22 protein-coding genes are annotated in these 24,539 nt (G+C 46.5%); 8 read left to right on the plus strand and 14 right to left on the minus strand.

What is annotated here, in order from left to right; translation table 11 throughout:
* Window positions 1–11: 11 nt before the first annotated feature.
* From WA381_RS06780 to WA381_RS06805, 6 genes are all read right to left on the minus strand, one after another.
* Window positions 12–1,601 (minus strand): ATP-binding cassette domain-containing protein, encoded by a 1,590-nt coding sequence (locus WA381_RS06780; RefSeq protein ID WP_156087135.1) that lies wholly within the window; start codon window positions 1,599–1,601, stop codon window positions 12–14.
* Complete coding sequence (locus WA381_RS06785; RefSeq protein ID WP_156087137.1) at window positions 1,591–3,480, minus strand: ATP-binding cassette domain-containing protein; 1,890 nt, start codon at window positions 3,478–3,480, stop codon at window positions 1,591–1,593. The genes WA381_RS06780 and WA381_RS06785 overlap by 11 nt, the downstream gene beginning before the upstream one ends.
* A 231-nt stretch (window positions 3,481–3,711) precedes the next feature.
* Window positions 3,712–3,819, minus strand: coding sequence for a cytochrome bd-I oxidase subunit CydX (gene cydX / locus WA381_RS06790; protein WP_061096111.1), 108 nt, complete (start codon window positions 3,817–3,819; stop codon window positions 3,712–3,714).
* A 10-nt stretch (window positions 3,820–3,829) separates the two neighbouring features.
* Window positions 3,830–4,966, minus strand: a complete 1,137-nt coding sequence (gene cydB / locus WA381_RS06795; RefSeq protein WP_156087138.1) for a cytochrome d ubiquinol oxidase subunit II — start codon at window positions 4,964–4,966, stop codon at window positions 3,830–3,832.
* Complete coding sequence (locus WA381_RS06800) at window positions 4,963–6,543, minus strand: cytochrome ubiquinol oxidase subunit I (RefSeq protein ID WP_156087141.1); 1,581 nt, start codon at window positions 6,541–6,543, stop codon at window positions 4,963–4,965. Before WA381_RS06800 ends, cydB begins: the two co-directional genes overlap by 4 nt.
* Window positions 6,544–6,870: 327 nt before the next feature.
* Window positions 6,871–7,476, minus strand: a complete 606-nt coding sequence (locus tag WA381_RS06805) for a Tll0287-like domain-containing protein (protein ID WP_101566263.1) — start codon at window positions 7,474–7,476, stop codon at window positions 6,871–6,873.
* 155 nt (window positions 7,477–7,631) lie between these two features.
* On the opposite strand from WA381_RS06805, the gene WA381_RS06810 reads away from it, so the two are divergent.
* The 3 genes from WA381_RS06810 (at window position 7,632) to WA381_RS06820 (ending at window position 11,579) form a co-directional block, all read left to right on the plus strand.
* Window positions 7,632–8,912, plus strand: coding sequence for a sigma-54 interaction domain-containing protein (locus WA381_RS06810; RefSeq protein WP_039233678.1), 1,281 nt, complete (start codon window positions 7,632–7,634; stop codon window positions 8,910–8,912).
* Window positions 8,913–8,979: 67 nt separating this feature from the next.
* Entirely contained in the window at window positions 8,980–9,390 is a 411-nt protein-coding gene (locus tag WA381_RS06815; protein ID WP_014951154.1) for a hypothetical protein, read from the plus strand.
* Window positions 9,391–9,461: 71 nt separating this feature from the next.
* Window positions 9,462–11,579 carry a TonB-dependent receptor plug domain-containing protein gene (locus tag WA381_RS06820; RefSeq protein ID WP_156087143.1) on the plus strand — a complete coding sequence of 706 codons (2,118 nt, stop codon included), beginning with the start codon at window positions 9,462–9,464 and terminating at the stop codon, window positions 11,577–11,579.
* A gap of 155 nt (window positions 11,580–11,734) precedes the next feature.
* Here the strand turns inward: WA381_RS06820 and WA381_RS06825 are convergent, their stop codons facing one another.
* Window positions 11,735–12,517, minus strand: a complete 783-nt coding sequence (locus WA381_RS06825) for a sulfite exporter TauE/SafE family protein (RefSeq protein WP_049585629.1) — start codon at window positions 12,515–12,517, stop codon at window positions 11,735–11,737.
* A gap of 626 nt (window positions 12,518–13,143) precedes the next feature.
* On the opposite strand from WA381_RS06825, the gene WA381_RS06830 reads away from it, so the two are divergent.
* On the plus strand, window positions 13,144–13,566 hold the full coding sequence (locus WA381_RS06830; protein WP_156087145.1) for a YybH family protein: 423 nt from the start codon (window positions 13,144–13,146) through the stop codon (window positions 13,564–13,566).
* Between the two features lie 146 nt (window positions 13,567–13,712).
* On the opposite strand, the gene WA381_RS06835 is transcribed toward WA381_RS06830, so the two are convergent.
* Both WA381_RS06835 and WA381_RS06840 read right to left on the minus strand, forming a co-directional pair.
* The gene (locus tag WA381_RS06835; RefSeq protein ID WP_156087147.1) at window positions 13,713–15,110 is read right to left on the minus strand and encodes a 5-methyltetrahydrofolate--homocysteine methyltransferase; all 1,398 of its coding nucleotides are present in this window, start codon (window positions 15,108–15,110) and stop codon (window positions 13,713–13,715) included.
* A 40-nt stretch (window positions 15,111–15,150) separates the two neighbouring features.
* Window positions 15,151–17,553, minus strand: a complete 2,403-nt coding sequence (locus WA381_RS06840) for a TonB-dependent receptor (RefSeq protein ID WP_231506585.1) — start codon at window positions 17,551–17,553, stop codon at window positions 15,151–15,153.
* Window positions 17,554–17,643: 90 nt separating this feature from the next.
* Here WA381_RS06840 and WA381_RS06845 point away from each other — a divergent pair, with 90 nt between their 5' ends.
* The 4 genes from WA381_RS06845 to WA381_RS06860 all read left to right on the plus strand — a co-directional run bounded on the left by WA381_RS06845 (window position 17,644) and on the right by WA381_RS06860 (window position 20,736).
* The gene (locus WA381_RS06845; protein WP_231506586.1) at window positions 17,644–18,306 is read left to right on the plus strand and encodes a ZrgA family zinc uptake protein; all 663 of its coding nucleotides are present in this window, start codon (window positions 17,644–17,646) and stop codon (window positions 18,304–18,306) included.
* Between the two features lie 71 nt (window positions 18,307–18,377).
* Entirely contained in the window at window positions 18,378–18,854 is a 477-nt protein-coding gene (locus tag WA381_RS06850) for a MerC domain-containing protein (RefSeq protein ID WP_262385693.1), read from the plus strand.
* A 95-nt stretch (window positions 18,855–18,949) separates the two neighbouring features.
* Window positions 18,950–19,876, plus strand: a complete 927-nt coding sequence (gene folE2, locus WA381_RS06855; RefSeq protein WP_156087151.1) for a GTP cyclohydrolase FolE2 — start codon at window positions 18,950–18,952, stop codon at window positions 19,874–19,876.
* A gap of 62 nt (window positions 19,877–19,938) precedes the next feature.
* Window positions 19,939–20,736 carry a 5'-nucleotidase, lipoprotein e(P4) family gene (locus tag WA381_RS06860; RefSeq protein ID WP_014977704.1) on the plus strand — a complete coding sequence of 266 codons (798 nt, stop codon included), beginning with the start codon at window positions 19,939–19,941 and terminating at the stop codon, window positions 20,734–20,736.
* Between the two features lie 18 nt (window positions 20,737–20,754).
* Here the strand turns inward: WA381_RS06860 and WA381_RS06865 are convergent, their stop codons facing one another.
* The 5 genes from WA381_RS06865 to WA381_RS06885 all read right to left on the minus strand — a co-directional run bounded on the left by WA381_RS06865 (window position 20,755) and on the right by WA381_RS06885 (window position 24,530).
* On the minus strand, window positions 20,755–21,483 hold the full coding sequence (locus WA381_RS06865) for a DUF3299 domain-containing protein (protein ID WP_156087153.1): 729 nt from the start codon (window positions 21,481–21,483) through the stop codon (window positions 20,755–20,757).
* A 15-nt stretch (window positions 21,484–21,498) separates the two neighbouring features.
* Window positions 21,499–21,945 (minus strand): hypothetical protein, encoded by a 447-nt coding sequence (locus WA381_RS06870; protein ID WP_014951169.1) that lies wholly within the window; start codon window positions 21,943–21,945, stop codon window positions 21,499–21,501.
* Between the two features lie 5 nt (window positions 21,946–21,950).
* Window positions 21,951–22,532: a DUF3299 domain-containing protein gene (locus tag WA381_RS06875; protein ID WP_014951170.1), complete on the minus strand. Its 582-nt coding sequence runs from the start codon at window positions 22,530–22,532 to the stop codon at window positions 21,951–21,953.
* Between the two features lie 150 nt (window positions 22,533–22,682).
* Window positions 22,683–22,889, minus strand: a complete 207-nt coding sequence (locus tag WA381_RS06880) for a YgaP family membrane protein (protein WP_110288880.1) — start codon at window positions 22,887–22,889, stop codon at window positions 22,683–22,685.
* A 27-nt stretch (window positions 22,890–22,916) separates the two neighbouring features.
* Window positions 22,917–24,530: a hypothetical protein gene (locus WA381_RS06885; protein ID WP_156087155.1), complete on the minus strand. Its 1,614-nt coding sequence runs from the start codon at window positions 24,528–24,530 to the stop codon at window positions 22,917–22,919.
* Window positions 24,531–24,539: the final 9 nt, after the last annotated feature.

Here is a 24,539-nt window from a genome sequence, read left to right on the forward strand (position 1 = left end):
AATCCTGTATATTAAGGCAACCTGATAGCGTGCTGACCTGCACAAAGGTTATCCATTCTCGCCTCTTCTAATAGTAGTGTTGATGATACATTCAACGCGCTTGGCGTAACGTGAGAAGCAACAAGGATAAGATGGTTGGCGGCGTAGCGATTTAATACCTCACACACTTTATGTTGAGTAGTTACATCCAATCCCTCGAAGGGTTCATCAACAAGCAACACTTTTGCGTGAGATAAAATAGCACGGGCTAAGGTTAGTCGCTTACACTCTCCCCCAGAGAGCGTCCTACCCGCCTTGCCAACCCACATAGACAACGGCAACAGTGCCTCTAGCCCTAATTGAGCCAACAGGTTAGTCATGTCATCAAGGGGAATACCCATTCCGGCAGGGTCTAAATTTGAAGAGACACTGCCAGAAAGTACTATTGGCTCTTGTTCCACATAGCGCCAGTTTGTAATTAAGCCATCGGGTATACGCATGCCATCCACTTCTTTAAGTCCAGTAGAAGGCACAACCCCCGCAATTGACTGAAGCAAAGATGACTTACCACAGCCTGACGGCCCGGATATACATACGATGCCAGAGGCTGGAAATGTAGCGCTAACCAAAGGTAAGCGTCTATTTTTGGCAGTATAATCAGATAACGTAAGTGAATGGTGCAGTTCGGTGCGTTCAAGTACTTTAATGGGTGAGGTTTTGAGCTTCTTAAGGGCTTTCGCGCTTTGTTTGTGCTGTGCAAACTTGGTAATGCTGTGAAAAGCTGCACCAGCCCAATCAGGCGCAGCCATCAATATCATGGGCACAACAATAGCAATAGGCATATACGAAAAGTCAGATATTGGACTTACTGCGCCCGACATAACTAACACTACCGCGAAAAATGCCGCGCCTTGAAACCACCAGCTCGCGCGTTGCGCTTTGTCTTTCTGCGTAGTTTGTTGTCGCCACACCCTGTCAGCACTCGGCACACTATTGATCACATGTCCACCCTCTTCCTGCGGCTTATCTGTCATTGTTTTATTTAAGTGCCATAAAGCGCTGCAGTTAAGGAAGTCGGCTGACTCTTGGCGAAACACTTTATTTTCCTTTGTCGCTTTTTCCGCAACGTTTAAACCAATAAAGCCTTGCAGCACAACGATGAAGAGCCAAATAACAAAAAGTGTAAGTAAAAACGAGGTGCCGGGAAGGTCAAACCATACCGCAGCAACGCAAAGGTTAGTGAATATAAATGTGATGTTAGAAAGCGGAGCTATCCAAGCAATCCACCGACTGGCAAGCGTTTCGGTATGCTGGGCTAATGCCTCTGTTGTGAATGCTTTGTCGGTAATTTCACTGTTTTCAAGTTGACTGAATACAAGCAAGCGCCCCTCTGCGATACGGGTAAGCAAATCGTTATGAACCACCCACATACTGGCATATCCCGAAGCAATGCGAAGTAGTGCTAGCGCCCGAATAACCACCGCGGGAATAACGTAATTAAAACCTATTGGTGCAATAGCGCTGATAGCAATAAACCACGAAGAAATAACAAGAATAGTTATTCCTGCCATACCATGTAAAAGAGCAAGCAGCAGCGTGAGATAAGCCGGTTTACTTTTCATCAAGGCTACGTTCCTTTTGATTGGCATTCATCTTAAAGCTCGTTTCCGTCACGCTGCTACAGCCTTGTAGGTGCCCGTCTTGTACTGCGCCTATTTTGCTTTTAAGCCCTGCCTCTGATTTTGACATTGAGTTGAAGTTTGAGTTGGAAATGGCGTCTTGTTCGGGCGTGCTTCGCGATACCGTCCAAAAGCGGTTAAACCAGTTTGCAGGGAGTGCTTTGTGAGAAGCCCAAATCAGTGTTTTGTCTCTACCCAAACGTTCAATTAGCTGTGCCAATCTTGCATGCTGGGAATCTGGCAAATGGGCTGTAGGCTCGTCTAGTAACCATATATCGTCTTTGCGCAACAGCGCTCTCGCTAGCGACAGCCGTTGCGCTTCTCCACCTGAAAGCAGCGGATAATCAGTCATTACCGTATCAAGCCCGCAAGGCAATAACGATAGCCACGCGTCAAGTTCTACTGTTTCTAGTGCTTTCATAAGCGCGTCGTCTGTATAGGTGTCGTTTAAGCACAAATTTTCACGTACGGTACCTGGCGTGATCACGGGGTGCTGGGTAATCCAAATTACCGGTTCACTGAATGTATGTGTGCTAGGTCTTTGACCGCCTAAGGCTTCTAATAATAGTGTTTTACCTGAACCAGAGCGCCCGCTAATGAGTATTTTATCGCCCTTTGATACTTCTAGAGATTCAGCGTGCAATAGTGCAGGAGTATCATCAACAGCCGATTTATCCTTACCGCTCGGCAAGCGAGGTTGCGGGGCGTTTATGTCAAAAACCTTAAGGTTTTTAGCCGCAAGCAATACCTCGTGTTCTGATGAATAATGGTGGGTTGTGTCAGCGTTGACCGGATTCACTGCACTACAAGCAAGATTTTGCGTGAAGCGCGAGAATAACGGCGCGAGTTCAGCTTTGGCGGCTTCTGCTTGCGCCTTCTGATGGTATACCTGCCCCAACTTTTTCATTTCACTGAGTAACAATGGCACAGTCAGCAATATCCATAAGCCTTGCTGGAGCGTTATTTCCGGCCCAATACTCAATTCACCTAACAGTGAAAAACCAATAAATACTGCCGTAAGTGCAACCGCGAGTGTTGCGAAGAAGTCGAGCACGCTGTTGGACAAAAACGCTACGCTCACTACTTTCATAGTACGCGCATTCAAATTTTCACTGGCATCTTTAAGCAGGGCTGTTTGTTTTTGATGCGCCTGATAATTTGCCAGCATCGGCAGCGCGGCTAACCTATCAGTAAATAAACTTCCCAAACGTTCAAGGGCGATAAAATGCTTTCGATGTAGGGCAGCGGCTCCCTTGCCCACAATGATCATAAAAAGCGGCACTACCGGCAATGTCAGTAATAGGCCAATCCCTATAACGGGGTTCACATAAAAGATAACGGCTAAAGCAAATAATGGGACAACAACTGCAATCAATTGCTGCACTCGATATTCAAGTGCCCAGTCAGCAAAAGCCTGTAAATGCTGCAGCCACACCGTTTGCCAATAGTAAACCGAGTGCTGTCGAATAAGCGCATGTTGACGCTCAATGAATACGTGTTGTAGGTGCTGTTCGAGCTTGTTTAACACCTGCATTCTTGCACTACTAGATAAGGCATTGAATGCGCCTTGTAGCAGCCAGCTAAGCCCCAGAGAAACGGCAAGTCCTGTGACATCACTCGCTGTTGCAGGAGACTGGTTTACTACCCAGTCATGAGCAATATGAGAAAAATAATAGAACCCAATAGTCAAAGAAAAAAGCGACAAACACTTAACCATTACTTGGGCCGTAAGAGAGGTACGTAAGCCAAGCGACTGCGCCTTATCTATCTTATTGGACCACGCGTTGAGCGTTTGCCGGTTGGGAACTTTTTCTTTGATCACTGTGGTTTTGACTCATCTTTTTCGTTACTTAGTAACGAGAGCAAATCTCGCATTTCTTTTTCATTCTTTTCGAAGTGGTGGTGGGCTGGCTGCAAGAACCTGCCAATTAAACTGATAGCGCGGTGTTCATCCGTTTTCAAACCTTCAGCAGCAGGGACGCTGCTGAAGAGCCCCCATGGATGGGTTTACGGCGTGTTTGAAAACAGATGAACTCCGCGCTATTTAAAACACCTAGTCTTCGGGTCTATCCATATTTTCCGTCGACTCCAACCACATGGCGTTGATAATGCCAAAAGAGCACGCCAGCAAAACTCCTAAAATCCAAGCGAAATACCACATAGCGTTCTCCTTAATAAATGGTGTGAGACTGGTCGAGGTCTTCGTGTTTAATGCGCCCGCGCATTACGTAAAAGCTATAGGCCGTGTAGCTAAGTACAATAGGCACAAAGATACAGGCAACGATAAACATTACGTTTAGCGTCATATGGCTAGACGTAGCGTCCCATACGGTTAAGCTCGCCTCTGGCATAGTGATGCTTGGCATTAGGAATGGGAACATTGAAAAGCCAGCTGTTAAGATAACGCCTGCTATAAATAGCGCACTCGATACAAACGCCATGCCTGCATTACCTTTCTTAGAGAAAAGCGCACAGGCCAGACCCGCAATAATACCCAGCACAGGTGCTGCCATCATAAGGGGGTATTTGCTGTAGTTGCTCACCCAAGCTCCAGCTTCAATGGCAACCTCTTTCTTAAGTGGATTCGACGTAGCAATGGTATCGACTGCCGACGTAATCACGAAGCCATCTAATCCAAATGCTACCCAAAGACCTGCAAGTACAAATAGCGTGACACCAGCCAGGCTTAACACAACCGATACTGCACGTGCGCGAACTTCAATAAAGCCATCGGTTTTCATTTGTAGCCAGGTTGCACCGTGATTCAGCAACATAGCCACAGATAGCAGTCCTGCCACCAGCGCAAACGGTGTTAAAAGGCCAAAGAACGAGCCTGTGTAGGTTGATTTAAGCGTGCTATCCATTTCAAACGGTACGCCTAACAGCAGGTTACCAAACGCCACACCAAAGATAAGGGCTGGGATAATACCGCCAGCAAATAACGCCCAATCCCACGCTTTACGCCACTGCGGGTTAGGTAATTTACTGCGGTAATCAAAGCCTATCGGGCGCATCCAAAGGGCAATTAAGGTAAGGGCCAGCGCGAGGTAAAACCCAGAAAACGCAGTGGCGTAAATCATAGGCCACGCGGCGAAAATAGCGCCACCTGCGGTGATAAACCAAACTTGGTTGCCATCCCAGTGCGGCCCTACTGTATTTATCATTACGCGGCGCTCTTTGTCATTTTTACCAATAAGCGTGAGCAGTGCTCCAACGCCCAAATCGAAGCCATCAGTAACCGCGAAGCCAATTAGCAGAACGCCAACCAAGCACCACCAAATGACTCTCAGTAGTTCATAATCAATCATGCTTTTGCTCCTTGCTCATCAAGGTCAATAAGATCAAATTCAGTGTCAGGCTGCTTATCTTCAGGTGGAACTGGCCCTTTCTTGGCAAACTTCTTCATTAGGTAAAAACCAATAATGAACATGCCGGTGTAGAAAGCACTGTAGGCTACAAGGGTTATTACCACGTCGCTTACGGCGAGATTAGATACCGACGTATGCACCGGAAGCACCTCTGCAATTGACCATGGTTGGCGGCCATATTCAGCGACAAACCAGCCAGCCTCACAGGCAATCCAAGGAAGCGGCAAGCCGTAGAGCGCGCTTTTTAATAACCAGCGTGGCTTTGTAATCTTGTGTTTAGTGCTGTAGTAAAAGGCGCACATAAATAGCGCAAGCATAATAAAGCCAGCCACAACCATAAGGCGGAAACTCCAAAACAATGGGGCAACCGGCGGAATGCTGTAATCTACTGCCTGTTGAAGCGCGGCATCAGAAGGATTTGAAACGTTCTCAGTGAAAGGCTCTAGCAACATAGCGTAGCCTAAACTGTCTTTATTTTGGTCGAAGGCAGTACGTTGCTCAGCTGTCGCGGTGCCGTTTCTTACATCATCAAGCACTTCATAGGCTTTAATTCCGCTCAGAATACGCTCGCGATTCTCTTCTTTAAGATCCTTAATACCTTTTACTTCTTCGGTTAACGAACGGGTAGCAATAATGCCCATTGCCCAAGGAATTTGAAGGGCGTACTCGGTTTCCTGCTTCTCGTCGTTTGGAATACCAAACACAGTAAACGGCGCAGGTGCAGGATGGGTTTCGTACTCAGCTTCAACTGCTGCCAGCTTCACTTTTTGTACATCACCAAGCTCATAACCACTTTCATCTCCTAGCACGATCACAGAAAGCGTTGAGGCTAGGCCAAAGCTAGCAGCTATGGCGAACGAACGGCGCGCAAAGGCGATATGCTTATGATTAAGCAGGTAGTAACTTGAAATTGCCAACACAAACATTGCGCCGGTCACGTAACCTGCTGATACAGTGTGAACAAATTTGACCTGTGCTACGGGGTTAAAAATAACCTCAGCAAAGCTGGTCATTTCCATACGCATGGCTTCAAAATTAAATTCAGCCCCTACTGGGTATTGCATCCATCCGTTAGCAATCAAGATCCACAGTGCAGAGAAGTTTGAACCAATGGCCACCAGCCAAGTCGCCATCAGATGCTTCACCTTTGACATTTTGTCCCAGCCAAAAAAGAACAACCCCACGAAGGTAGATTCTAGGAAAAAGGCCATTAGGCCTTCGATGGCAAGTGGCGCACCGAAGATATCGCCTACATAGTGAGAATAGTAAGACCAATTCATTCCGAACTGGAATTCCATGGTTAAGCCTGTGGCTACACCAATGGCAAAGTTAATTCCAAACAGCTTTCCCCAGAATTGGGTCATCTGCTTATAAATTTCTTTACCCGTCATTACGTATACCGATTCCATAATGGCAAGTAGGAAACTAAGCCCCAAAGTTAAGGGTACAAATATAAAGTGGAACATTGCAGTTAATGCAAATTGCCACCGCGATAGTTCTATTAACGTATCGCTCATGGGTTATCTCCCTTGTATTTCGTTTGCGCGTTAAACGCTTAGCAGAAAAGTGGTTTAAAATTCAGTGATGAACACGTGAATATGCCGCATGGCAAGAGCACGGTTTATGCCATACATCAGTAATTTGGCTGCTTAAGCGCAATTACCGATAAACGGCGGTATTTTCGTACTGTGCAGATAAATTATTCCACGACCGAGCGTGTGGCTTATTGATCCAACGCAACAATTGATGGCGATGCATTCGCCATATTTGTCATTTAGGTGACAAATATGGCACAAGAGAAAGGCTGCTTAGCAGATTGTCAAAAAGTGGAGTATAAGGAAAAGTTAAGGGGTATATGAGAGTGTGAACGCGCCTCGTAATTCTCCCAATTCGAACCCTGTAGCTTGATCGTTGGGATAGTGCTTTAGAATGGATTGTTTTACTGAAGGCGCCACATTAGCTCCGTGGCATGCCATGCACACCTGACCTTGCTCAATCGCCATCATGTACCTAAACTCACCGCTTTCGCTATCGTATTGATAAGTTTCAATAGGTCTTTTAGGGGCCAAATTGTCTTGCTTAGCTTTGGTCAGTAATTGTGAAAACCACGCTAACTGCTCACGCTCCCATTGATCTGCCGCATTGTTTGGGTTCCTTACTTTCAGCGCGGTACGCCCAACCTCCCACCCGTTTTGACTAAGCGCCAGAGCAATAGGAGCCGCTGCAATCTGGCATTCGTTAACGCCAGCCTCTAGCCCTCCGGATTGAATAGCTTGCTGTAGTCGTGACTTTAGCGCGCCTCCCAGTGCTTTTGCGTGTAATCGCGCTTCTTTGACTTTTTCCTGTACACTGTTTTCACTTTTTTTCTCATTGGCAGTCACTGTATCTGCCAATGAATGAGCACTACTTGCCAATAAGCTTATCGCCACCAGCATTACGCTATTTTTCATTATAAAACTCTCTTTGGAACTGAATGAGTTGCTACCGAAGTATTGTCGTTTGTCTCAAACAATGAACAAGCTCTATGCCAATATGATAAATTGCCAAAATTAAATTAGAACAAACTAATATTCAGCCACCCATGAATATATCCATAGTACAAGCGATGATAGATGCGATAGATAAACCCGCAATCTTCATTAACCCAAGCTACGTTATTGAAGCTGTCAACCAGCCCTACAGAGACACCTACCCTGTGGATATAAAGCTTGGCTTTAGTACCTGCTATCAAGTCTCTCACCGCAACAACAAACCTTGCGATAAGTGCGGCGAGCATTGCCCCATGCAAGAGAGTAAAGCCACAGGACGAGCGGCTAGCGTAGTACACGTTCATACCACCAGTGAGGGTCAAAGCTACTGCGACATCCTCATGCGCCCGATCTTCGACGGTAGCGGAGAATTATTAGGTTTCTTGGAAATACTTGATAAGCTTTCGTTTGCCTCAAACCGACCTTCAGCAGGAAAGATGGTCGGCGAATCAGAGGCATTTAAAGCAATGCTAAACAAAATAAATCGCGCCGCTAACTCAGATATTTCAGTACTACTGTTTGGCGAAACCGGCACGGGTAAAGAGCTGGTGTCCCAAGCACTTCACTCGAGTAGTCACCGTGCTGGCAAACCATTTGTTGTCATCGAGTGTACCGGCATGTCTGACACGCTGCTTGAAAGCGAACTATTCGGTTATGAAAAAGGGGCATTTACAGGCGCAACCACAAATAAGAAAGGGCTCGTAGAAGCAGCGGAAGGCGGCACATTGTTTTTTGATGAAGTCGGCGATATCCCACTTTCCACACAAGTAAAGCTTCTGCGGCTGTTCGAGTCTCAAACTTATCGGCCTGTAGGAAGCACAGTGTCTAAAAAGGCTGATTTTCGTTTAGTGTGTGCATCACACAAGAATCTAAAGCATATGGTGGAAACGGGCGAATTCAGACAGGACCTCTACTACCGCATTGCCGGTTTTCCTATCAACCTCCCTTCTTTAAGACAAAGAAAATCAGATATAGCACTGATAGCCGCTCATTTTTTGGCAATGTCTAAAGAGAAAAAACGGTTTCATAAAAACGCGCTAGAAAAACTAACCAACTACCCGTTCCCAGGCAATATTCGCGAACTCAAAAACATTGTAGACCAAGCTATTTTACTGGCTGATGAAACCGTTATTTACGATACAGACTTACCCGAGCTCGATAACATAAGCTCTGATGCTATCAATGATGCCTCTTCATCTCACAGTAACGTTGTGACCTTAGACGAATTGGAACGCCAATACTTACGTCAGGTTTACACGTCTTTTGAAGGCGATACCCAGCAACTTGCGCAAGCGCTAGGAGTGAGTACCCGTACACTTTACAGAAAGCTGAAAAAAGCGGGGGTTGGAGATACTTAAAAATAATAGGTAGAAAAATTACCAAAACGCAGGCTATGATAAAAAGGCGCTAACCAGATAAAGAAAAATGACTTTAAGACGCCTACTTACACTAACACTTTGCCTTTGTATGCTTTTGCAAAATGCATTAGCACTTGGCCTTGCTGCCCATACTATGCAGCAAGCACGTGCGTTTGTAGGTGAAGATATTGAACTTATTTGTACTGGCAAGACCATGCGCTACATTTCAATTAGCGCCACTGAGTTTGAAGGTGAGTTCGTTTTTGTTAGCCCCGAACTGCTCAAAGCACCCGCCGAGCACGTTGACTGTACCAATGGCACGCTAGCCGACTTACCTCAGGTTGACGAGCCACTACATGCCACATTACCTTTACTATCGCTGGTTCGCTATCGCGCCTTAGTCGCGCGTTTAGCGGCTAAGCCCTTTACAGATTTTGCTTACGCGGCGCCGCTAAGCCGCGCCCCACCACACGCATAACAACCTCCAAAACACACTGAGCATGCATGCCTTCACCATGCACAACACTCGTTTTTTAAAATGGAATTGTTATGAAGCAATCTATCATTGCGCTTGCCGTATTCACTGCGTGCGCGCCCGTACACATTTACGCAAACACCATCGACTTGGCCGATAACACTTCGACAGAAGTGGTCACCGTTATTGGCACACCGCTTTCCCTTAGCACGCAAAATATCGAGCAAGAGTCTGTTAGTGCTACCAGCAATATTGACGCTGACTTCGGCGATCAGCTTGCCACATTACCTGGCGTGTCGATATCTCGAAACGGCCCAGTCACCGGGCTTATTCAGTATAGAGGACTTTATGGTGACAGAGTTGGCGTAAGCATTGATGGCGTTGATATTGCTGGAGCAGGACCAAACGCCATGGACTCGCCCCTTTCTCATGTGCTGCCAGAACCAGGACTGACTGCCACCCTTTACCGGGGGATTGTGCCAGTAAGTGCAGGTGTGCAGACGCTAGGCGGAAAGCTTCGCATTCACTCTGATGCCTCAGCACTTTTTGACTTGAATACAGGCTTTAGCGGTAGCGTAAGTGCCAGCGCAATATCTCCGGGAAGCGGTCAGCAATACCAAGGCAATCTGTTTTATAAGAGTGAGCAGGCTTTTGTTAGCGGCGCCTTCACTCATCAGCAGCGCGACGAACAAAAGTCGGGAGATAACAGCGTTATACCAAACAGCCATTACCAAAGAAATGGCGGTAAGTTTAGGGCGGGCGTCGAGTGGGGCAATCACCAAATCGATGTGAGTTATCAGCAACTTAATACTAACGAAAGCGGCACGCCTGCTTTAGCCATGGACATTGGTTTTATTGATGCCGCTTGGTATCGACTGGGCTATCGCTATAACGCAAACGATAGGGAGTTCTTCACGTTAAGCTGGTTTGGCAACAGCAACCAACATGCCATGGACAACTTCTCACAGCGCATGGTGATGTCTGCCGACATGGCGAGAGAGAATAACGCTGATGCTATTGCTCAAGGTGTAGATGCCACCTATGTAATGCCATTTTATGAAGGTGACCTCAAACTGGGTGCCTATCTGCACCACAGCAGGAATAACTCGACCATCACCAACCCTAATAACGGCATGTTCTTCGTTGATAACTTTACCAACGTAGAAAAAGACACAGCCAGCGTATACGCAGAATGGCAGCGAGATAAAGCATCTTTTTCAACAACAATTGGTACCCGATATACACGTGTTGACATGGATGCCGGGCTAGCCGGTTCTAATATGGTTATGATGAACCCAGCCATTGCTTCACTCGTTGATGATTTCAACGCGGCAGAACGCAGTAAGAGCTATAACATGTTAGATATTGCCGCTAGCACGCGATATCACGCCAGCGACAATGTCGATGTTGTCCTTGGCGTATCGCAGAAAAACCGTGCCCCTACTTACTTCGAGCGCTATACGTGGCTACCTCTTGGTATTTCTGGGGGAATGGCAGACGGATTTAACTACATTGGTAACTTGGCTCTAGACAACGAAACTGCACGCCAAATAGATGTGGGTATTGATTACCGTTTCAAAAACTGGTCAGTTTCTCCTCGCCTCTTTTATCAAGATATTGAAGACTATATTACTGGTTCTCCCAGCACGAATATGGCTGCCAATATGGTCTCCACCATGATGGCAGGCACAACACCATTTCAGTGGACTAATACAGACGCCGTAATCAAAGGGGCAGATCTGACTGTTTCGGGTAATGTGTTTGATAACGTGAAGCTTAACGCAGTAGCAAGTGTTCAGCACGGTAATCGCGACGATATCGACGATGCGTTGTTTCGTATTGCCCCCGAACAGCTGATCACCACCATTCAATGGGACACACAGCTGCTTGATACGCCAATGGCACTCCAATTAACGTCAGAATTGGCAGGAGCACAAAACCACGTTTCAGCGCTACAAAGTGAAAACACTACCGCTGGATATGGATTGGTGCATATTACGGGGCTTTTCACCCTTATAGATAATGCACAGTCAAACCTTCAGGTAACGGCAACCGTTCATAACCTGTTTGATAAACACTACGCCCCACACACAGCAGGAATTAACCGCGTGATGAATACTGATGTTGCAGTAGGTGAGCGAGTACCCGCTGCGGGACGAGAGTGGCATTTATCGCTGAGCTACAGGTTCTAACCGTTTAAAACTCAAACTCCAAAAGGCATAAAGATAAACCAGTGATTCTCCTTCGCTGGTTTATCTACTCGTAATGTCTGATACACATGCCGTTTTAAACGCTAGAAATGAAAACTTGCGCACTAACGTAAGTATTTTGAAGGTAAAGAACTGTGTCAGATTACAGCGGGAAATAAGGTTGAGAATGCCTGCCACAAGAGCCGCAGGGCCAACAGTGTCACCACTATCTTGAACGCCAGCATAAATTTTTCAGCTGGGACACGCTTTAATACTTTCAAGCCGATGAATGTGCCGAGCGCACCACTGGCGATCATAATAATGATTAGCCCGGCCCACTGGGCAAAAGAAAATCCTACAAAGGTAAAAACAAACGCTTTAAGGCCGTGTTGCAGTGTCATACAGCTGGCAAACGTGCCGGTTATCTGCATTTTGCTGTAATTATTTCTGTGTACAAATGCCGCCACCAGAGGCCCTGTGGCACCTACAAACATTGAAACCAGCGTGGTTACCAACCCTGCCAATGTTCTACCCGCGGGGTTCATTTCTTGTGCTTTGGGTTTACTCCCCCACACCAGAAATAAAATAAATGCGGCAACCGCAAATTGAATAATAACCAACGGCAGCTGAACCACAACAAACGAGGCCAAAAAAGCGCCAACGATTGCGCCTAAAGAAAAATACTTCAGCATATTCCAGTCGATATGCCTTGCCGTCATCAGTGCACGGTTGCCGTTTGAACCAAGCTGTACTAAACCGTGAACCGGGATCAGCGCACTGACTGGCATAGTACCGGCCATTACTGCCAGTAATAAGACCCCGCCACCAATACCCAGCGTTGCTGTCATCATCGACGTAAAGAAGGAGGTAACAACAAGTACTACTGATGATGACATCGACATCGCATCATTGGCCGTTAACCAGCTATAAAGTAACTCCAAGGGTCAAATTCCACCTTAATTCGTAACACAGTTTGTATGGTTTGTGTGATCATTACACCAAAACATATCGTTCAAATATCATACAAAATTCACGCCTAGCGCGTAAGGTTATTTATCATGCCTTCTATAAGTTATTTAAACAAAGCACTTCGAGTAATACGTGACAAGCAGTGTACAAAAGGCGCTAAGCTAGTTGCCAGGCAACTTCTCCGCAATAGCGGGTTCACTGATAGAGATATTTATAATTGTTTAAAGCAGGGCTCGATTATTCGCATTACCATATTTGAAGCCTAGGGTAGCGTTACACCTTACATCTTATACCTTACACTTACCGCTTGCCCACCCACTCGCATGGGTCTAATTTCTACACCTAAAAACCCATTGACTTTCTTCATTATGCACAGGATACTCGGGTCATTAAATACTCACTAGCAGCATTGTTTTTAAATACTATGCCTAAAAACACGAATATACATACTGCTTACTCAGCGTCTGCGCTGATTATTATTCTCGCTATTCTAAGGAATGGGCGGGTTAGCTAGTGCGTAAATAAAATTCACTAAACCCGCCGCAAAGGCGGGTTTTTTATTGGCTCGTCTTGCGGTAAAAATAACGGAACGACAGCCATGAACAATCCAATATCTCACGTGTTACAACAGTTGCATGACGCAGTAAACCGCGGCGATCAAGACGCCTTATCCCTATGTTATGCTAGCGATGCAACAGTGGTCGCGACCCCTATGTCCAGCTCAACGCAAAACCAAGCCGCTGAAGAACATGCCACGCAGCGAGACTGCGTTGATGCCCTGCTTAAATTTCAAAAGAAATTCATGCCCGATCATTTTGTTACAACCGGAGATGAACGGGTTATACAAGCCGGTGACGTAGCGCTAGTCGTCGCTAAGCTTTACCTTGTTCCTAAAGCAACACCCAACGCCCTACCCTGCGAGGGTAAGCGCGCCGTTTACGTTCTGCAAAGGGATGCAAGGGGTGAATGGCGCTGTGTCATCGATAACTTCTTCGGTACTGATTTGTTAGATTTTGCGTGATTCTCTTTTATCCACAAGATCAGAGTCAAAAGCGGAAGTAGGTAAGTTGGGTCAGACGATTTCTTAAATAGGGGCATATTGCTATGCCCCTAGTCTTCATCTACGATCTAAATGCTTGTTAGCATTTTGCAGAGCACTACATCTAATTAGTGGTCGTGATCGTCGTGCTCGTGTTGTTCAGCAATACCTAGCCAAACTGCTCCTGCAGGCTCAAAATCCAATTCAAGCAAGGTTTCCGTGGTCTCGGCTTCCAAATCAACAGCGAGGATAGCTTGCGCAACAGGGTCAACAACAAACAAGACTTCTTCGTGTTGCGATGCCGCCATGCTAGATGACTGACCTTCTGCTAGGTTTGCGGCGCTGGCACTGGCCACATCAATTTTGTGCGCAAATTCCCAGTGCGTGTCACCGTCTTCTTCATGCGCTTCTAGCAGTGTTACAAAACCTTTGTCATCTAAAATAACAAAGAATTCACCGCCCATTGAGAAGCCGTATGACACTGCATGAGCGTCAGTCTCTGGCTGCCAGTCAATCACGCTCATTGTGCTAGTTACAGGCGACACATTGGCCAAGATGGCGCTGCCACCGCCGTGCTGTGAAGCAATACCAATAAACGCTTCTGCGTGTTCATGTCCATACATTGTGCCAATGCGCAGAGCGCCAAGCCCATCAATGTTGTCAATAAACGCGCTGGTAAATACCTCATCATCTTCGTTGAGAATTAATACGCCGTCGCTACAGCCAAATGCCACAGCGATTTCGTTTTGAGCGGCGCCATGTAAATCAGCACACTCGCCATCAAAGCGTTGCTCTTCTTCGTACTCGCCATCATGCCAGTGATATACCGCAACGCTGTCTGGCAAGATTGGATTAGCAGAACGAGACTCTGCATCATCACGACGTACAGTACTAATTAGTATGTCTCCACGCGGTTCCGCGACACCGTGCATATTTACAGTAAATTCCAAAGTAGGAACTGCTGTAATTTCACTGGCAATTTGGGTATCGGTTACCACTTTTACCGCTGCCGGCATGCTGGTGTCCGCATTTCCATCGTAAAACACAGCAAGCTGACCGTCGTGTGTTACTACGTGAGTCGGTTGACTACCTTCAAGTGTGAAACCAGACAGACTTGGGGCTTCTTCATAGTCGTGCAGGTGCTCTACGTGATCTTCTCGCCATAATCCACCATCAAGAAACTCAGTTAATCCGTTTGCTCGGCTGTTGATGACTGCAAAGCGATAGTCTGCAGAGGCGCTTACACTACTTCCATCAAAGGTTGCAGAAAACGTATCAAGTACTGAATTATCATCTAGATCAAAGACAGTGAGCGTATTTGATGCAGCATCGGCAACAACCAATCTGCCTTCACTTTCAATATCATAGTCTGAGTCGTGGTCGTCATCGTGATCATGGCCGTCGTGGTCGTGATCATCCTCTGGCACCTCAATAGGATCCAGCTCTACAATATTGGTTTCTGCATCACCACAGCCTGCGAGCAAAAGTGCGCTGGCTATGGCGCTTAGTACTAGTCTATTTTTCATGTGTGTATCCCTATCAATAATTCTTTTTTATAAGCTGATCTTAGAAATAACCGCGTACGCCGAAAGCAAAGTTTCTACCCGGACGTGGTGCAATATCTTTCAGAAATGAGGTGTGAACGCGCGCTTCTTCGTCGGTTAGGTTTTCACCGCTCAGGTAAACCGATAAATCAATATCTCCCAAAGGAATGTCGTACGTGATTGAAGCATCAACAAGGGTGTAGCCGTCCGTTTCAGTCTCGAACGTCGAGATATCGTCTTGTTTTGCAAAATATGTGATGTCTAAATCTGCGCGAATGTTATCTAACGTGTAGGCAACGTGTGAGCCCACTCGCATGGGCGAAGTGCGAGGCAGTGCGCCACCATCTTTAAGGCGGGCTTTAACGTAGTCGGCGAAGAAATCGAGTTTTAGGTTGTCAGTGGTTTGCCAGGCAACTTGTAACTCAAAACCATGAAGAACGGCGTCAGCTGAACCAAACAGGTAAACAGGTAATTCATCGCTGTGTTCATCTTCGCTATGCTCTTCTTCACCGTGGCCTTCTTCATCGTGATCGTGGTCATGACCACTTTCAGCGAATAAGCCGGTTTCTTCTTGGAAGTAGTAGTTATCTACTTGGTTATAAAAGGCATTAAATACAAAGCCAACGTCACCCTGTGTTTTTCTGAACGTTAGGTCGATGTTATTTGCTGTCTCAAGATCGATTGCCGTTTGAGAAAGCACAAACTCGCCTTCCTCTGACAAATCAAACAGGGCGCCAATTTCATAGGTACGGGTGCCAATATGCGGGCCAAAAGAAAGAAGCTCAGAGGCAGAAGGGGCGCGCTCTGAACGGGAAAGTGAAACGCCCACGTTATAGCTTTCATTAATGGTATAAACCACACCCGCTGATAGCGATATAGGTGTAAACTCTTGATCCACCGCGAACTGTCGTACGAACTCGCTGCCTTCATGTTCGTCGTGAGCATGCTCATCATGATCATGTTCATCGTCGTGCTCGTGAGCGTCAAGCTCAGGCAGCAGCACACTTGATGCGTCTAATGTTACGCTTTCCGCTCGCGCCCCTAATTGAACCAGAAAATCACCAAAGTGACGCTCTTCCATGAGTGCTACAGCAAACATCTCCATTTCTGAAGGCGGTGTAAAGGCTTCTTCGCCTTGAGCAAATACATCGCTCCCTTTGTAATGAAGGCTGATACCACCGCGCCAGCCAGCCATGGGTTTATGCAATAACTCTACGCGAAGTTCTTCGGTTTCATTACTAAAAGTGGTACCTAGTAAACCGCCCTCAACTTCAGCATGTTCATAATCGGTATAGCCCGCTCTAAAGTGAACACTTTGCAAAAAGTCATTGGTAAAGTTGTACTCACCTAAAAGCTGATACTTAGTTTGCTCAAGATCAGCGAATACCGAAGTATCTCCGCCATGGCTGTGCCCAGGCACGCCATACTCTCGCTCAAATCGCTCTACCGCTACGCCAACATAGCCTTGGTCGAATAAATAGCTGGTCCCTAACGTAAACCCATTCGATTCTTCGTTACTGTTTTCAACCACATGGGCGCCATCTGGGTCATCAATGTCAGGGGCAACAGGTGTTTCATAATCATTTGAATCGCGATAAAAACCGTCAGCGTAAAAGGCTATGTTGTCCACCCCAGTAGTCACGTTAAACGTTCCAAGTTTCTGGTCGTTAACGGTTTGCGTTTCTAATACAAATTCACCGCGCGTTTCAGTGGACGTGGGCACACGTTGGTCAACTACGTTCACCACACCGCCTATCGCACCGCTTCCGAAGAACAGGGTTGCTGGCCCACGCAGCACTTCAATTTGTTTAGCGGTTGAGGCTTCACTTGCTACTGCGTGGTCGGGGCCAACACGGGAAACGTCGCTCACATCCAAGCCATTTTGAGTAATCAGTACCCGTGGTCCGCTAAGGCCACGAATAATTGGCGTGCTCGCAACATTGCCATGGAAGTTAGACTGTACGCCGGGTAATTTTTCTAGCGTATCGCCCAGCGTGGCCGCTTGTTGCCGACGTAAGGTTTCGCCAGATAACACGCTCACTGGTGTGGCCGATTCCATCACCGATAAATGCATAGGCGTGGCGTGCACGTCAATCACTTCGATAGCACTGCGCGCCAAGACAAAGTTAGCGCCTTCTGCGTTGTCAGATTGAACTTGCGCATGCTCATGTAAGTGAGCGAAGCCAGAGGCGAATATGTGAAGCGTATAGTCGCCTTCCTTTACGTTAGAGAAAGTAAACTCGCCCAGCTCGTTAGTGCTGGTAACGCGCTTTAGCGCCTCAATTTCAACAGTGGCATTGGCGAGCGGCTTTCCGGCTGCATTAGTTACCGTGCCAGAAAGTGTTTGTGCCAGCGCTGACGGAGATGCTAATAGCAACGCAGGCGCTGAAAGCGATAAGCCTAACGCCAATCGAGACAGTTTCATTATTCTAACCTCTGAATTTGTGTAATGTGATAATGTATCATATTTATTTTTATGGTATGTTATATTGTAACGTTTACGCAAGAGGTAAAAATGAAAACTATTTCTATTACGTGGAAGAATTCACAAAAAGCGCTACGCGCCTCTTCAACTTTTCTTAAGGTAGGTACTTTTGTCGGATTGAATTTGGCTGGGATTGGTATCAACGCTGTTCATGCTGCGCCTCATACTCACGGCGAAGGCAAACTACAAATCCTACAAGCGGGAAGTGAGTGGCAGTTTGTGCTGCAGCTGCCTGCTGCTGATGTTCTGGGGTTTGAATACGCGCCATCCACGTCTAGCGAGAAAAAACGTTATAAAGAAACGCAAAAGGTTTTTCAGCGCTTTGACGATATTTTTACCCTGAGCAATACGTGTGAATTACTCGATACCACACTTGAAAGCCCATGGGAGGTAGCTAACGAGCATGACGAGCATGACGAGCATGACGAGCATGACGAGCATGACGAGCATGACGAGCATGACGAGCATGACGAGCATGAAAGTGAACACGAAGACCATGCCCATCGCAACACGCATTCTGATTTTCGTGTCGCATATTTGCTTAGTTGCCAAGGCCCCGTAAAGCGTATTGAGATGACAGGGTTTCCCCATTGGCCAAGCCTGCAGCACGTTAATGCAATTTGGGTAACCAACAAAGGACAAGGCGCACTAGAGATAACGCCAAGTCAGCCAACCTTACTGATAAGCAGCTAGTTAGATTTTTTACTCTCTCAGGCGCAAGCTTCACCAATTATGCGTGCGCCATAGCAATTTTCGGACATACTATGAATTCGATATATCAAGGAAGCAGCGCAATGCCAAAAGTGCAGTTTATTTCAGACAAGCTCGCTATGCTCCTTTCATCCCTTTGCGTAATACATTGTTTATTAACGCCTATTTTATTAATTTCCATACCTGCATTGGCAGGTGTGTCAATTCTCAATGATGAAACCTTCCATCAAATATTGCTGTTCTTTGTGTTGCCCATCGGTGTTTTTGCGCTCTCACTAGGCTACCTACATCACAAAAATAAGTGGGTAGTATTTGCTGGCGTTTTTGGACTAACGCTTTTAAGTAGTCCGCTGCTCGTTGAGTGGATAGGCTTAGGACACGAAGTGCTTGGTGAATATGGTGAAGTAACAATCACGGTAATCGCGTCGTTTATTATCGTTGGTGCGCACCTGATTAACTATAGGCTTAGGTCGACCGTGCAGGAGCCTATTTGCGAAGAGCGCGAGACCACTCAATCACAACCCTATTAGTTTCATCATAATCTCAAAAGCGGGTAATTCTTATCGAGCGACGCTCGCAATATTAATGATGTAAGCCGTTTTTGAGGTCTCATTCAGAGGTTATTTTGTCTAGTTTTAATCATTCCGACACGGTACTTCCCGATGTCACTACAGAGCATTCCACTGCGCAACTTCCTGTTATTGATAGTGTAGGCATGCAGGGCATTGCTATCCCTCTGCACGTGCTAGGTAAACGCGGTGAGCGCTTAGCCAGTAAGGCTACGGTTGATGTAACAGTGAGTTTAGATCACCCCAATGCTAAAGGCATTCACATGTCTCGATTGTACAGCTTGCTGCAGCGATATTTGAGCAACCAAGACTTACATAAGTCGGCACTTGTGTCGTTGATGAACGCGCTTATCGAGTCTCAAGATGGGCTGAGCAACAGCGCCCAGCTTAATTTACACTTTGACCTCACCGTGTCGCGTCCGGCGCTCATAAGTAGGATGTCAGGATATCAATCGTACCCTGCTTCACTTTGCGTAAGGCGTTCACCTGAACGTTATGAGGCACAGCTTAAGTTAAGAGTACCGTACTCTAGTACTTGTCCTTGTTCGGCCTCCCTCTCTCGCAAGGCGTTATCAGAAGTATTTGTGCAGCAGTTCGAAGGAAAAGGTTTATCCGTAGAAGAAATGGGCGCTTGGCTCGCTTCTAAACAAGCCAGCATCGCCACGGCGCATGCACAGCGTTCTTTTGCCGATATAACCCTAGATTTAAGCGACAACGAGATCCCCGATTTTATTGGTATTATTGACCTGATAGAAAACGCGTTAGGCACACCGCTTCAAACCGCAGTTAAGCGTGAAGATGAACAGGCGTTTGCCAAGCGTAATGCTGAAAACCTAATGTTTGTAGAAGATTCGGTAAGGCGACTGCATGAAGCGTTAAGTACGTATTACCAAGCTACCTATTTTCGTGTAAAAGTAGAACATCAAGAAAGTCTGCATGCACACGACGCCATTGCTGAATTATCAGGCCCAGTTCATCGATAAATTCAGACATAATTTGGGTGTTGAAACCGGTAGGCAGAAGAAACAATAAAAGGAAAATAACATTGTTATCTCTTAACAAGCTCTCTTACATCAGCAAAGCGGCGTGCATAGGCGCTGCAGTATCAGCTATTGCGGCGTGCTCGTCTGCGCCATCAACCCCGCTTGCTGGTGTAAAATCACACACTCTGTCAAATGCCGTGATATACCAAACCAGCAGCAAAGAGTACCCTGTTCTTTCAAGTTTTGTGTATGGCCAAGCTATTTCAGCGCTACCTACGCGTTTTGCTAATGGCGATGTTGTGGTGATGGATGTTGATGAAACCGTGCTAGACAATAGCACCTATCAAAAAGAACGGGAAAGTGCTGGCTTGGGATATTCTTCACAAAGCTGGGCCGAATGGGTAAGACGTGAAGAGGCCACACTGGTGCCTGGTGTAGCCGCTTTCATCGATGAAGTAGTTGCACGAAATGGCAAGGTGGCGCTTATTACGAATCGCAATAAAGCGCTTGATAGTCACACCTGGAATAACCTTTTGGCGCAAGGTTTGCCGCTTACCACGAGTAATACCTGTGTTGTTGGCCGCACTGCTGAAGACAAAGAAGCGGTAGGCCAAGAAGGTATGGTTAATGACAAAGACTTGCGCAGAATGCAGCTTACCCAGGGCAAGATCGCATGTTCGAATACGTCTAAAGACGTGTCGTCTACGTGGGCTGTGCCTCACACTATTATCATGCAAATTGGCGACAACATTGAAGATGTGGGCGGCGTAACCCAAGAATCTGCCAACGTTGAGTTGCTCATGCCACGAGTGGGCACAGAGATTTTTATTCTGCCAAACCCCATGTACGGTTCTTGGTAGAGCATTGACAAAGTAAAATCAACGAATGTCGCTTTCTATATGGAAAGCGCCGTTCGTTAAATTAGCGTTGTCATCGTTAATGCCATTTCCCAGCCCTGAATAGGGCTTAATTTCTACCACGTCCAGTAAGTAAGCGGATGTGCCCTGAGGGTCTTCATACAACCCGGTAGAAAACTCACCCGAGAACGTATACGCCTGCTGGATGTCTATTCCTCTAATACCGCCTCGCTCGTGGGTATTATTCAACGAAACAAACACAATTTGATTCGGTGGCGGTGGTGGGTAATGAATACACGCGCCGAAATAAGGCACAATGAAGAACGCCGTTATTTCTCGCTGTGCATTGGCCTCTACAGGCACAATAAACCCGCTGAGCTCGACGTACTTGCCGTTAAATGTATCAACCGTATTCACTGAGATAAGCGCTTGCTGGTATTCATCGTCAAACGTGCGTTGAATAGACTGAAATACCTGTTCATGAAGGGGTAAATTCTGCTGAGGATTTTGAGTCGATTGGGTCTTGCCCAACAGCGCCTTTTCTGCGTCAGGTAACAGCGCGTCCCACGATAAGGGTTGGAACTGTTGAATGGTAGTTAACCTGTGGCTGTCTTGATAAATCGCCGTGTTATTCTCGAAAAAGCGCTCAATTACGCTATCAAGCTTACCCCTCAGGCCGAGCCCCACCAGCGCGCCCAATGCAGTGAAAGCAATAAGAGAAGCCAGTAAAACGTACGTGGCGCGCTTCATACATTATCCTAGCTTTTAACTTGCTAAAATTTTGACTTTGCGGGTGTAAGTTACCGGCACATTCTTTTTAAGCGCATAGACTTTTAGAACAAGTTCGTGCGTGCCTTCTTCTTGTGCCTGAAAGCTAATGGCTTGTTCGCCCTTTGTAGACGGCAGAGAAAAGCGCTGCGGCGACAGTAGCGTTACGCCATCACTTGCCATCACATCTACGCTAACTTCTTTGTAGTTCGAAGGAATGGTAAATCGCAGCGGAACGGCTGACGCCTCAAGCTTAGCCACTTCTCGCTTTCTGTCGATATTGAGCGAAATGAGCGGCTCCTTAGCTGCCGCTAAATGCTGTTGCATCATGGGGTGCTGAAAGCCAAACTGCATGTTTCCCATACCTGCGTGTAGTTCACACGCAGTACTATGAAATGCTATAAGACTTGATAAAACGGTAGCTGCAACGACTGTTTTTTTCATATCAGTTACTCCTCGTAAAGCGCGAAGCTGTCTAGCACTAACGAATAAGCAGATGTACCTAGTGCGCTTTCGTGGTTGTCTATTTTTACCGTGCCTTCAAACCAATAAGGGTCGTACAAGTTCTCAACTGCAATGCCTTCTTTGTATTCAACATACAAAATTTGATTTGGCGGCGGTGGTGGCATGTGCAAGCAAGCCCCAAAATAAGGAACGACGAAAAAAGCCGTCGCTTTTTGCTCATCGTTTTGCTCTAAAGGCACAATAAATCCAGGGATGCGGATAGCCTTCCCGTCAAATGCCTCTATCACTCGCGTCGACACTAACGCTTGTTGGTATCGCTGTGCTTGTTCATCTTCTAGCTGCTTTGAAGCAAAATCATCGACAGAGTCGGCGGCAGAGCCATCGGCAATATCGTTTAAAAACTCAGGCCTATTTAAAAGCGCGCTCAAATCGTCCTCGGGCATAAGAGCTACCCAGTCAATTTCCTCGTAATTGGCGGCTTGGGTTGGGTTTAACGTGCTAAATAAAACCAATAGTGCCGCAATTAAACCGAATTTAACGCTAGAAAGCGTGACAGAAAATTTCACAAAGATGACCTAACATACTATTTAACAATCACGTTATAACATATCACAACGTAGTAAATTGCAATAAGCGTTTATCTTTGCAAAATGTTACTTAGCGCCAATTACTCAATAGAAAATGCTTTGCTAGCGCATTTGTGAAGCATCAGTTAATTACGCTAGCTCCCGTTCACTTTTAAGCCCAAGCACGTGTTTAAAAAATAGCGTTGCTGGGCAAAAGCCAGTGAAGCTCTGTTGGAACAAGTTTGCGCCAATAAACACGGTAAACCACATAAAGTTTGCATGAACAAAATGGGTTAGTAATACAGACAACAACACCATGAGCCCTGCGAAGGCGGTTAATGCTTTTTCCTGAGACATAACGTAATCCTTAGATATTGGAAGAGATTAAAAATAAAATCGATAGGCAATAAACGCATTACTTGCGTCTTCAAACTGCCCCCAAAACGTATAGTTATCCTTACCTGAAAAGACATTCACCCCCGCTCTCACTTGCCACTTGTCGGTGGGCGAATAAGCCACTGTAGTCTTTAGGTATCCGTCGCTATCGCTGGGTGAATAAAACAGAAAAGTATTTAACGTCAGTGTTTGACGAAGTGCTAACCACGTTAAACGGGTCGTCACCCAATGGCGGTATTTTTCTTGAACTCGCTCAGAAGACGAGACTGTTCTATCTAGGCCATCCGCATTGTGTAAGTACTCGGTGTACCACTGGAAACCACCGGTAAGATTTGCGGCAATTTCTTGGCTATAGCCTAGTAAGAAACGACTTTGATCATTCGCTATTTGCCCGTTACGTCCATCTATGTCTTCAAGGCTGTTGTAGAAAACATATTCCGCATTTGCTATCCCCCGCCCCAGAGGCGCGACAACACTTGCGCCATAGGCATTTATTTTACTGTAGCGCGGTCTTCCAAGAGAATCTGTCGCGGTGGGCTGCCTTGTATAACCGGTGTAACCATAGCCTGCAATCTCCATCCCCTTAACAGATTTATACACCCTTAAGGCAAGCTCACTTCCTCGTGGGCGATTATCACGTTCAACAGAAAACGAAGGGGCAATGTTTTCATCCAATTGCGGGCTGTAAAAAGAAAATATTTCGCCTGTAATACCAATATCAGGCTCAAATTCAGGTGTGACGACTAAATCTACATTGGCAAAATCCGTGTAGCCCGACACCTTTAATGCATTACTCGGCGCTTTAAGGTATTCGTCTTCTCTTCCTGCAAAGAACGACTGATAATCTTTAGGGAAGAGATCATTTAAGAACAAGTAATCCCCTGTCCCCCAGGTCAGCACTTGCTTACCGACTTTAATGTCAAATGCATTTGCCCAGTCCCCCGTGCCGACTAAAGCGCTGGGTAGAATACTGCTTAAGCTACCTTGCCATGCCAGTTCGCGAAGTTGTGATCCCCACGACGACGTTACGCCGTCATACCAAACGTCTGCTTTACTGGAAATGGAGGAACTATCTAATGCATAGTCTGCGCGAAGTTGAACTCTGGCGTCGCGCAATGTGCTGTTATTTAACACGGATGGCGCGTTAGCTGCTTGGAAACTCTCGTTCATTTGTGAATTCTGACTGCCAAACGCGGTAGCCATGTCACGGAAAAAACGGTTTCCAACGGCGAGCTCGGCAAAGCCAGAAATACGAAGTTTACTTTTGCTCTCAGTGCCCCATTCGTCATCCCACTCGTCATTCCAATCATCACCTGATTCGACATTGTCGTCCCCAGGCCACACGCTGTCCCACTCGTCGTTTGCGTTAGCTTCCTGTTCTTGTTCACCGCTTTTCACCGGGTCTTTCTGATTTTGGCTTTCAACCCCCACCGTCTGGGCGTTTAGCGGTAGACTAACTACAGCCGTAAATGCAAAAGTGAAAATAACAGGCGCGAGCAAAGCGTGCGCCCTCCATTGCTTTTTAACCCGCTCAGAAAGACCATAGGCTTGGCTAGGCAGCGTTATCCATATGGATGGAGCTAGTAATTTAGGCAAGCGCACCGTGCTAAA

Source organism: Alteromonas sp. CH_MED4-4, assembly GCF_037029575.1.
GTDB lineage: Bacteria > Pseudomonadota > Gammaproteobacteria > Enterobacterales > Alteromonadaceae > Alteromonas > Alteromonas macleodii.

What these genes read in the sequence shown, in the direction of transcription:
- WA381_RS06780 (WP_156087135.1), bottom strand. Translation starts at nt 1,601, where the DNA reads ATGAAAAGTAAACCGGCTTATCTCACGCTGCTGCTTGCTCTTTTACAT.
- cydX (WP_061096111.1), bottom strand. Translation starts at nt 3,819, where the DNA reads ATGTGGTATTTCGCTTGGATTTTAGGAGTTTTGCTGGCGTGCTCTTTT.
- cydB (WP_156087138.1), bottom strand. Translation starts at nt 4,966, where the DNA reads ATGATTGATTATGAACTACTGAGAGTCATTTGGTGGTGCTTGGTTGGC.
- WA381_RS06800 (WP_156087141.1), bottom strand. Translation starts at nt 6,543, where the DNA reads ATGAGCGATACGTTAATAGAACTATCGCGGTGGCAATTTGCATTAACT.
- WA381_RS06805 (WP_101566263.1), bottom strand. Translation starts at nt 7,476, where the DNA reads ATGAAAAATAGCGTAATGCTGGTGGCGATAAGCTTATTGGCAAGTAGT.
- WA381_RS06810 (WP_039233678.1), top strand. Translation starts at nt 7,632, where the DNA reads ATGATAGATGCGATAGATAAACCCGCAATCTTCATTAACCCAAGCTAC.
- WA381_RS06815 (WP_014951154.1), top strand. Translation starts at nt 8,980, where the DNA reads ATGACTTTAAGACGCCTACTTACACTAACACTTTGCCTTTGTATGCTT.
- WA381_RS06820 (WP_156087143.1), top strand. Translation starts at nt 9,462, where the DNA reads ATGAAGCAATCTATCATTGCGCTTGCCGTATTCACTGCGTGCGCGCCC.
- WA381_RS06830 (WP_156087145.1), top strand. Translation starts at nt 13,144, where the DNA reads ATGAACAATCCAATATCTCACGTGTTACAACAGTTGCATGACGCAGTA.
- WA381_RS06835 (WP_156087147.1), bottom strand. Translation starts at nt 15,110, where the DNA reads ATGAAAAATAGACTAGTACTAAGCGCCATAGCCAGCGCACTTTTGCTC.
- WA381_RS06840 (WP_231506585.1), bottom strand. Translation starts at nt 17,553, where the DNA reads ATGAAACTGTCTCGATTGGCGTTAGGCTTATCGCTTTCAGCGCCTGCG.
- WA381_RS06845 (WP_231506586.1), top strand. Translation starts at nt 17,644, where the DNA reads ATGAAAACTATTTCTATTACGTGGAAGAATTCACAAAAAGCGCTACGC.
- WA381_RS06850 (WP_262385693.1), top strand. Translation starts at nt 18,378, where the DNA reads ATGAATTCGATATATCAAGGAAGCAGCGCAATGCCAAAAGTGCAGTTT.
- WA381_RS06865 (WP_156087153.1), bottom strand. Translation starts at nt 21,483, where the DNA reads ATGAAGCGCGCCACGTACGTTTTACTGGCTTCTCTTATTGCTTTCACT.
- WA381_RS06870 (WP_014951169.1), bottom strand. Translation starts at nt 21,945, where the DNA reads ATGAAAAAAACAGTCGTTGCAGCTACCGTTTTATCAAGTCTTATAGCA.
- WA381_RS06880 (WP_110288880.1), bottom strand. Translation starts at nt 22,889, where the DNA reads ATGTCTCAGGAAAAAGCATTAACCGCCTTCGCAGGGCTCATGGTGTTG.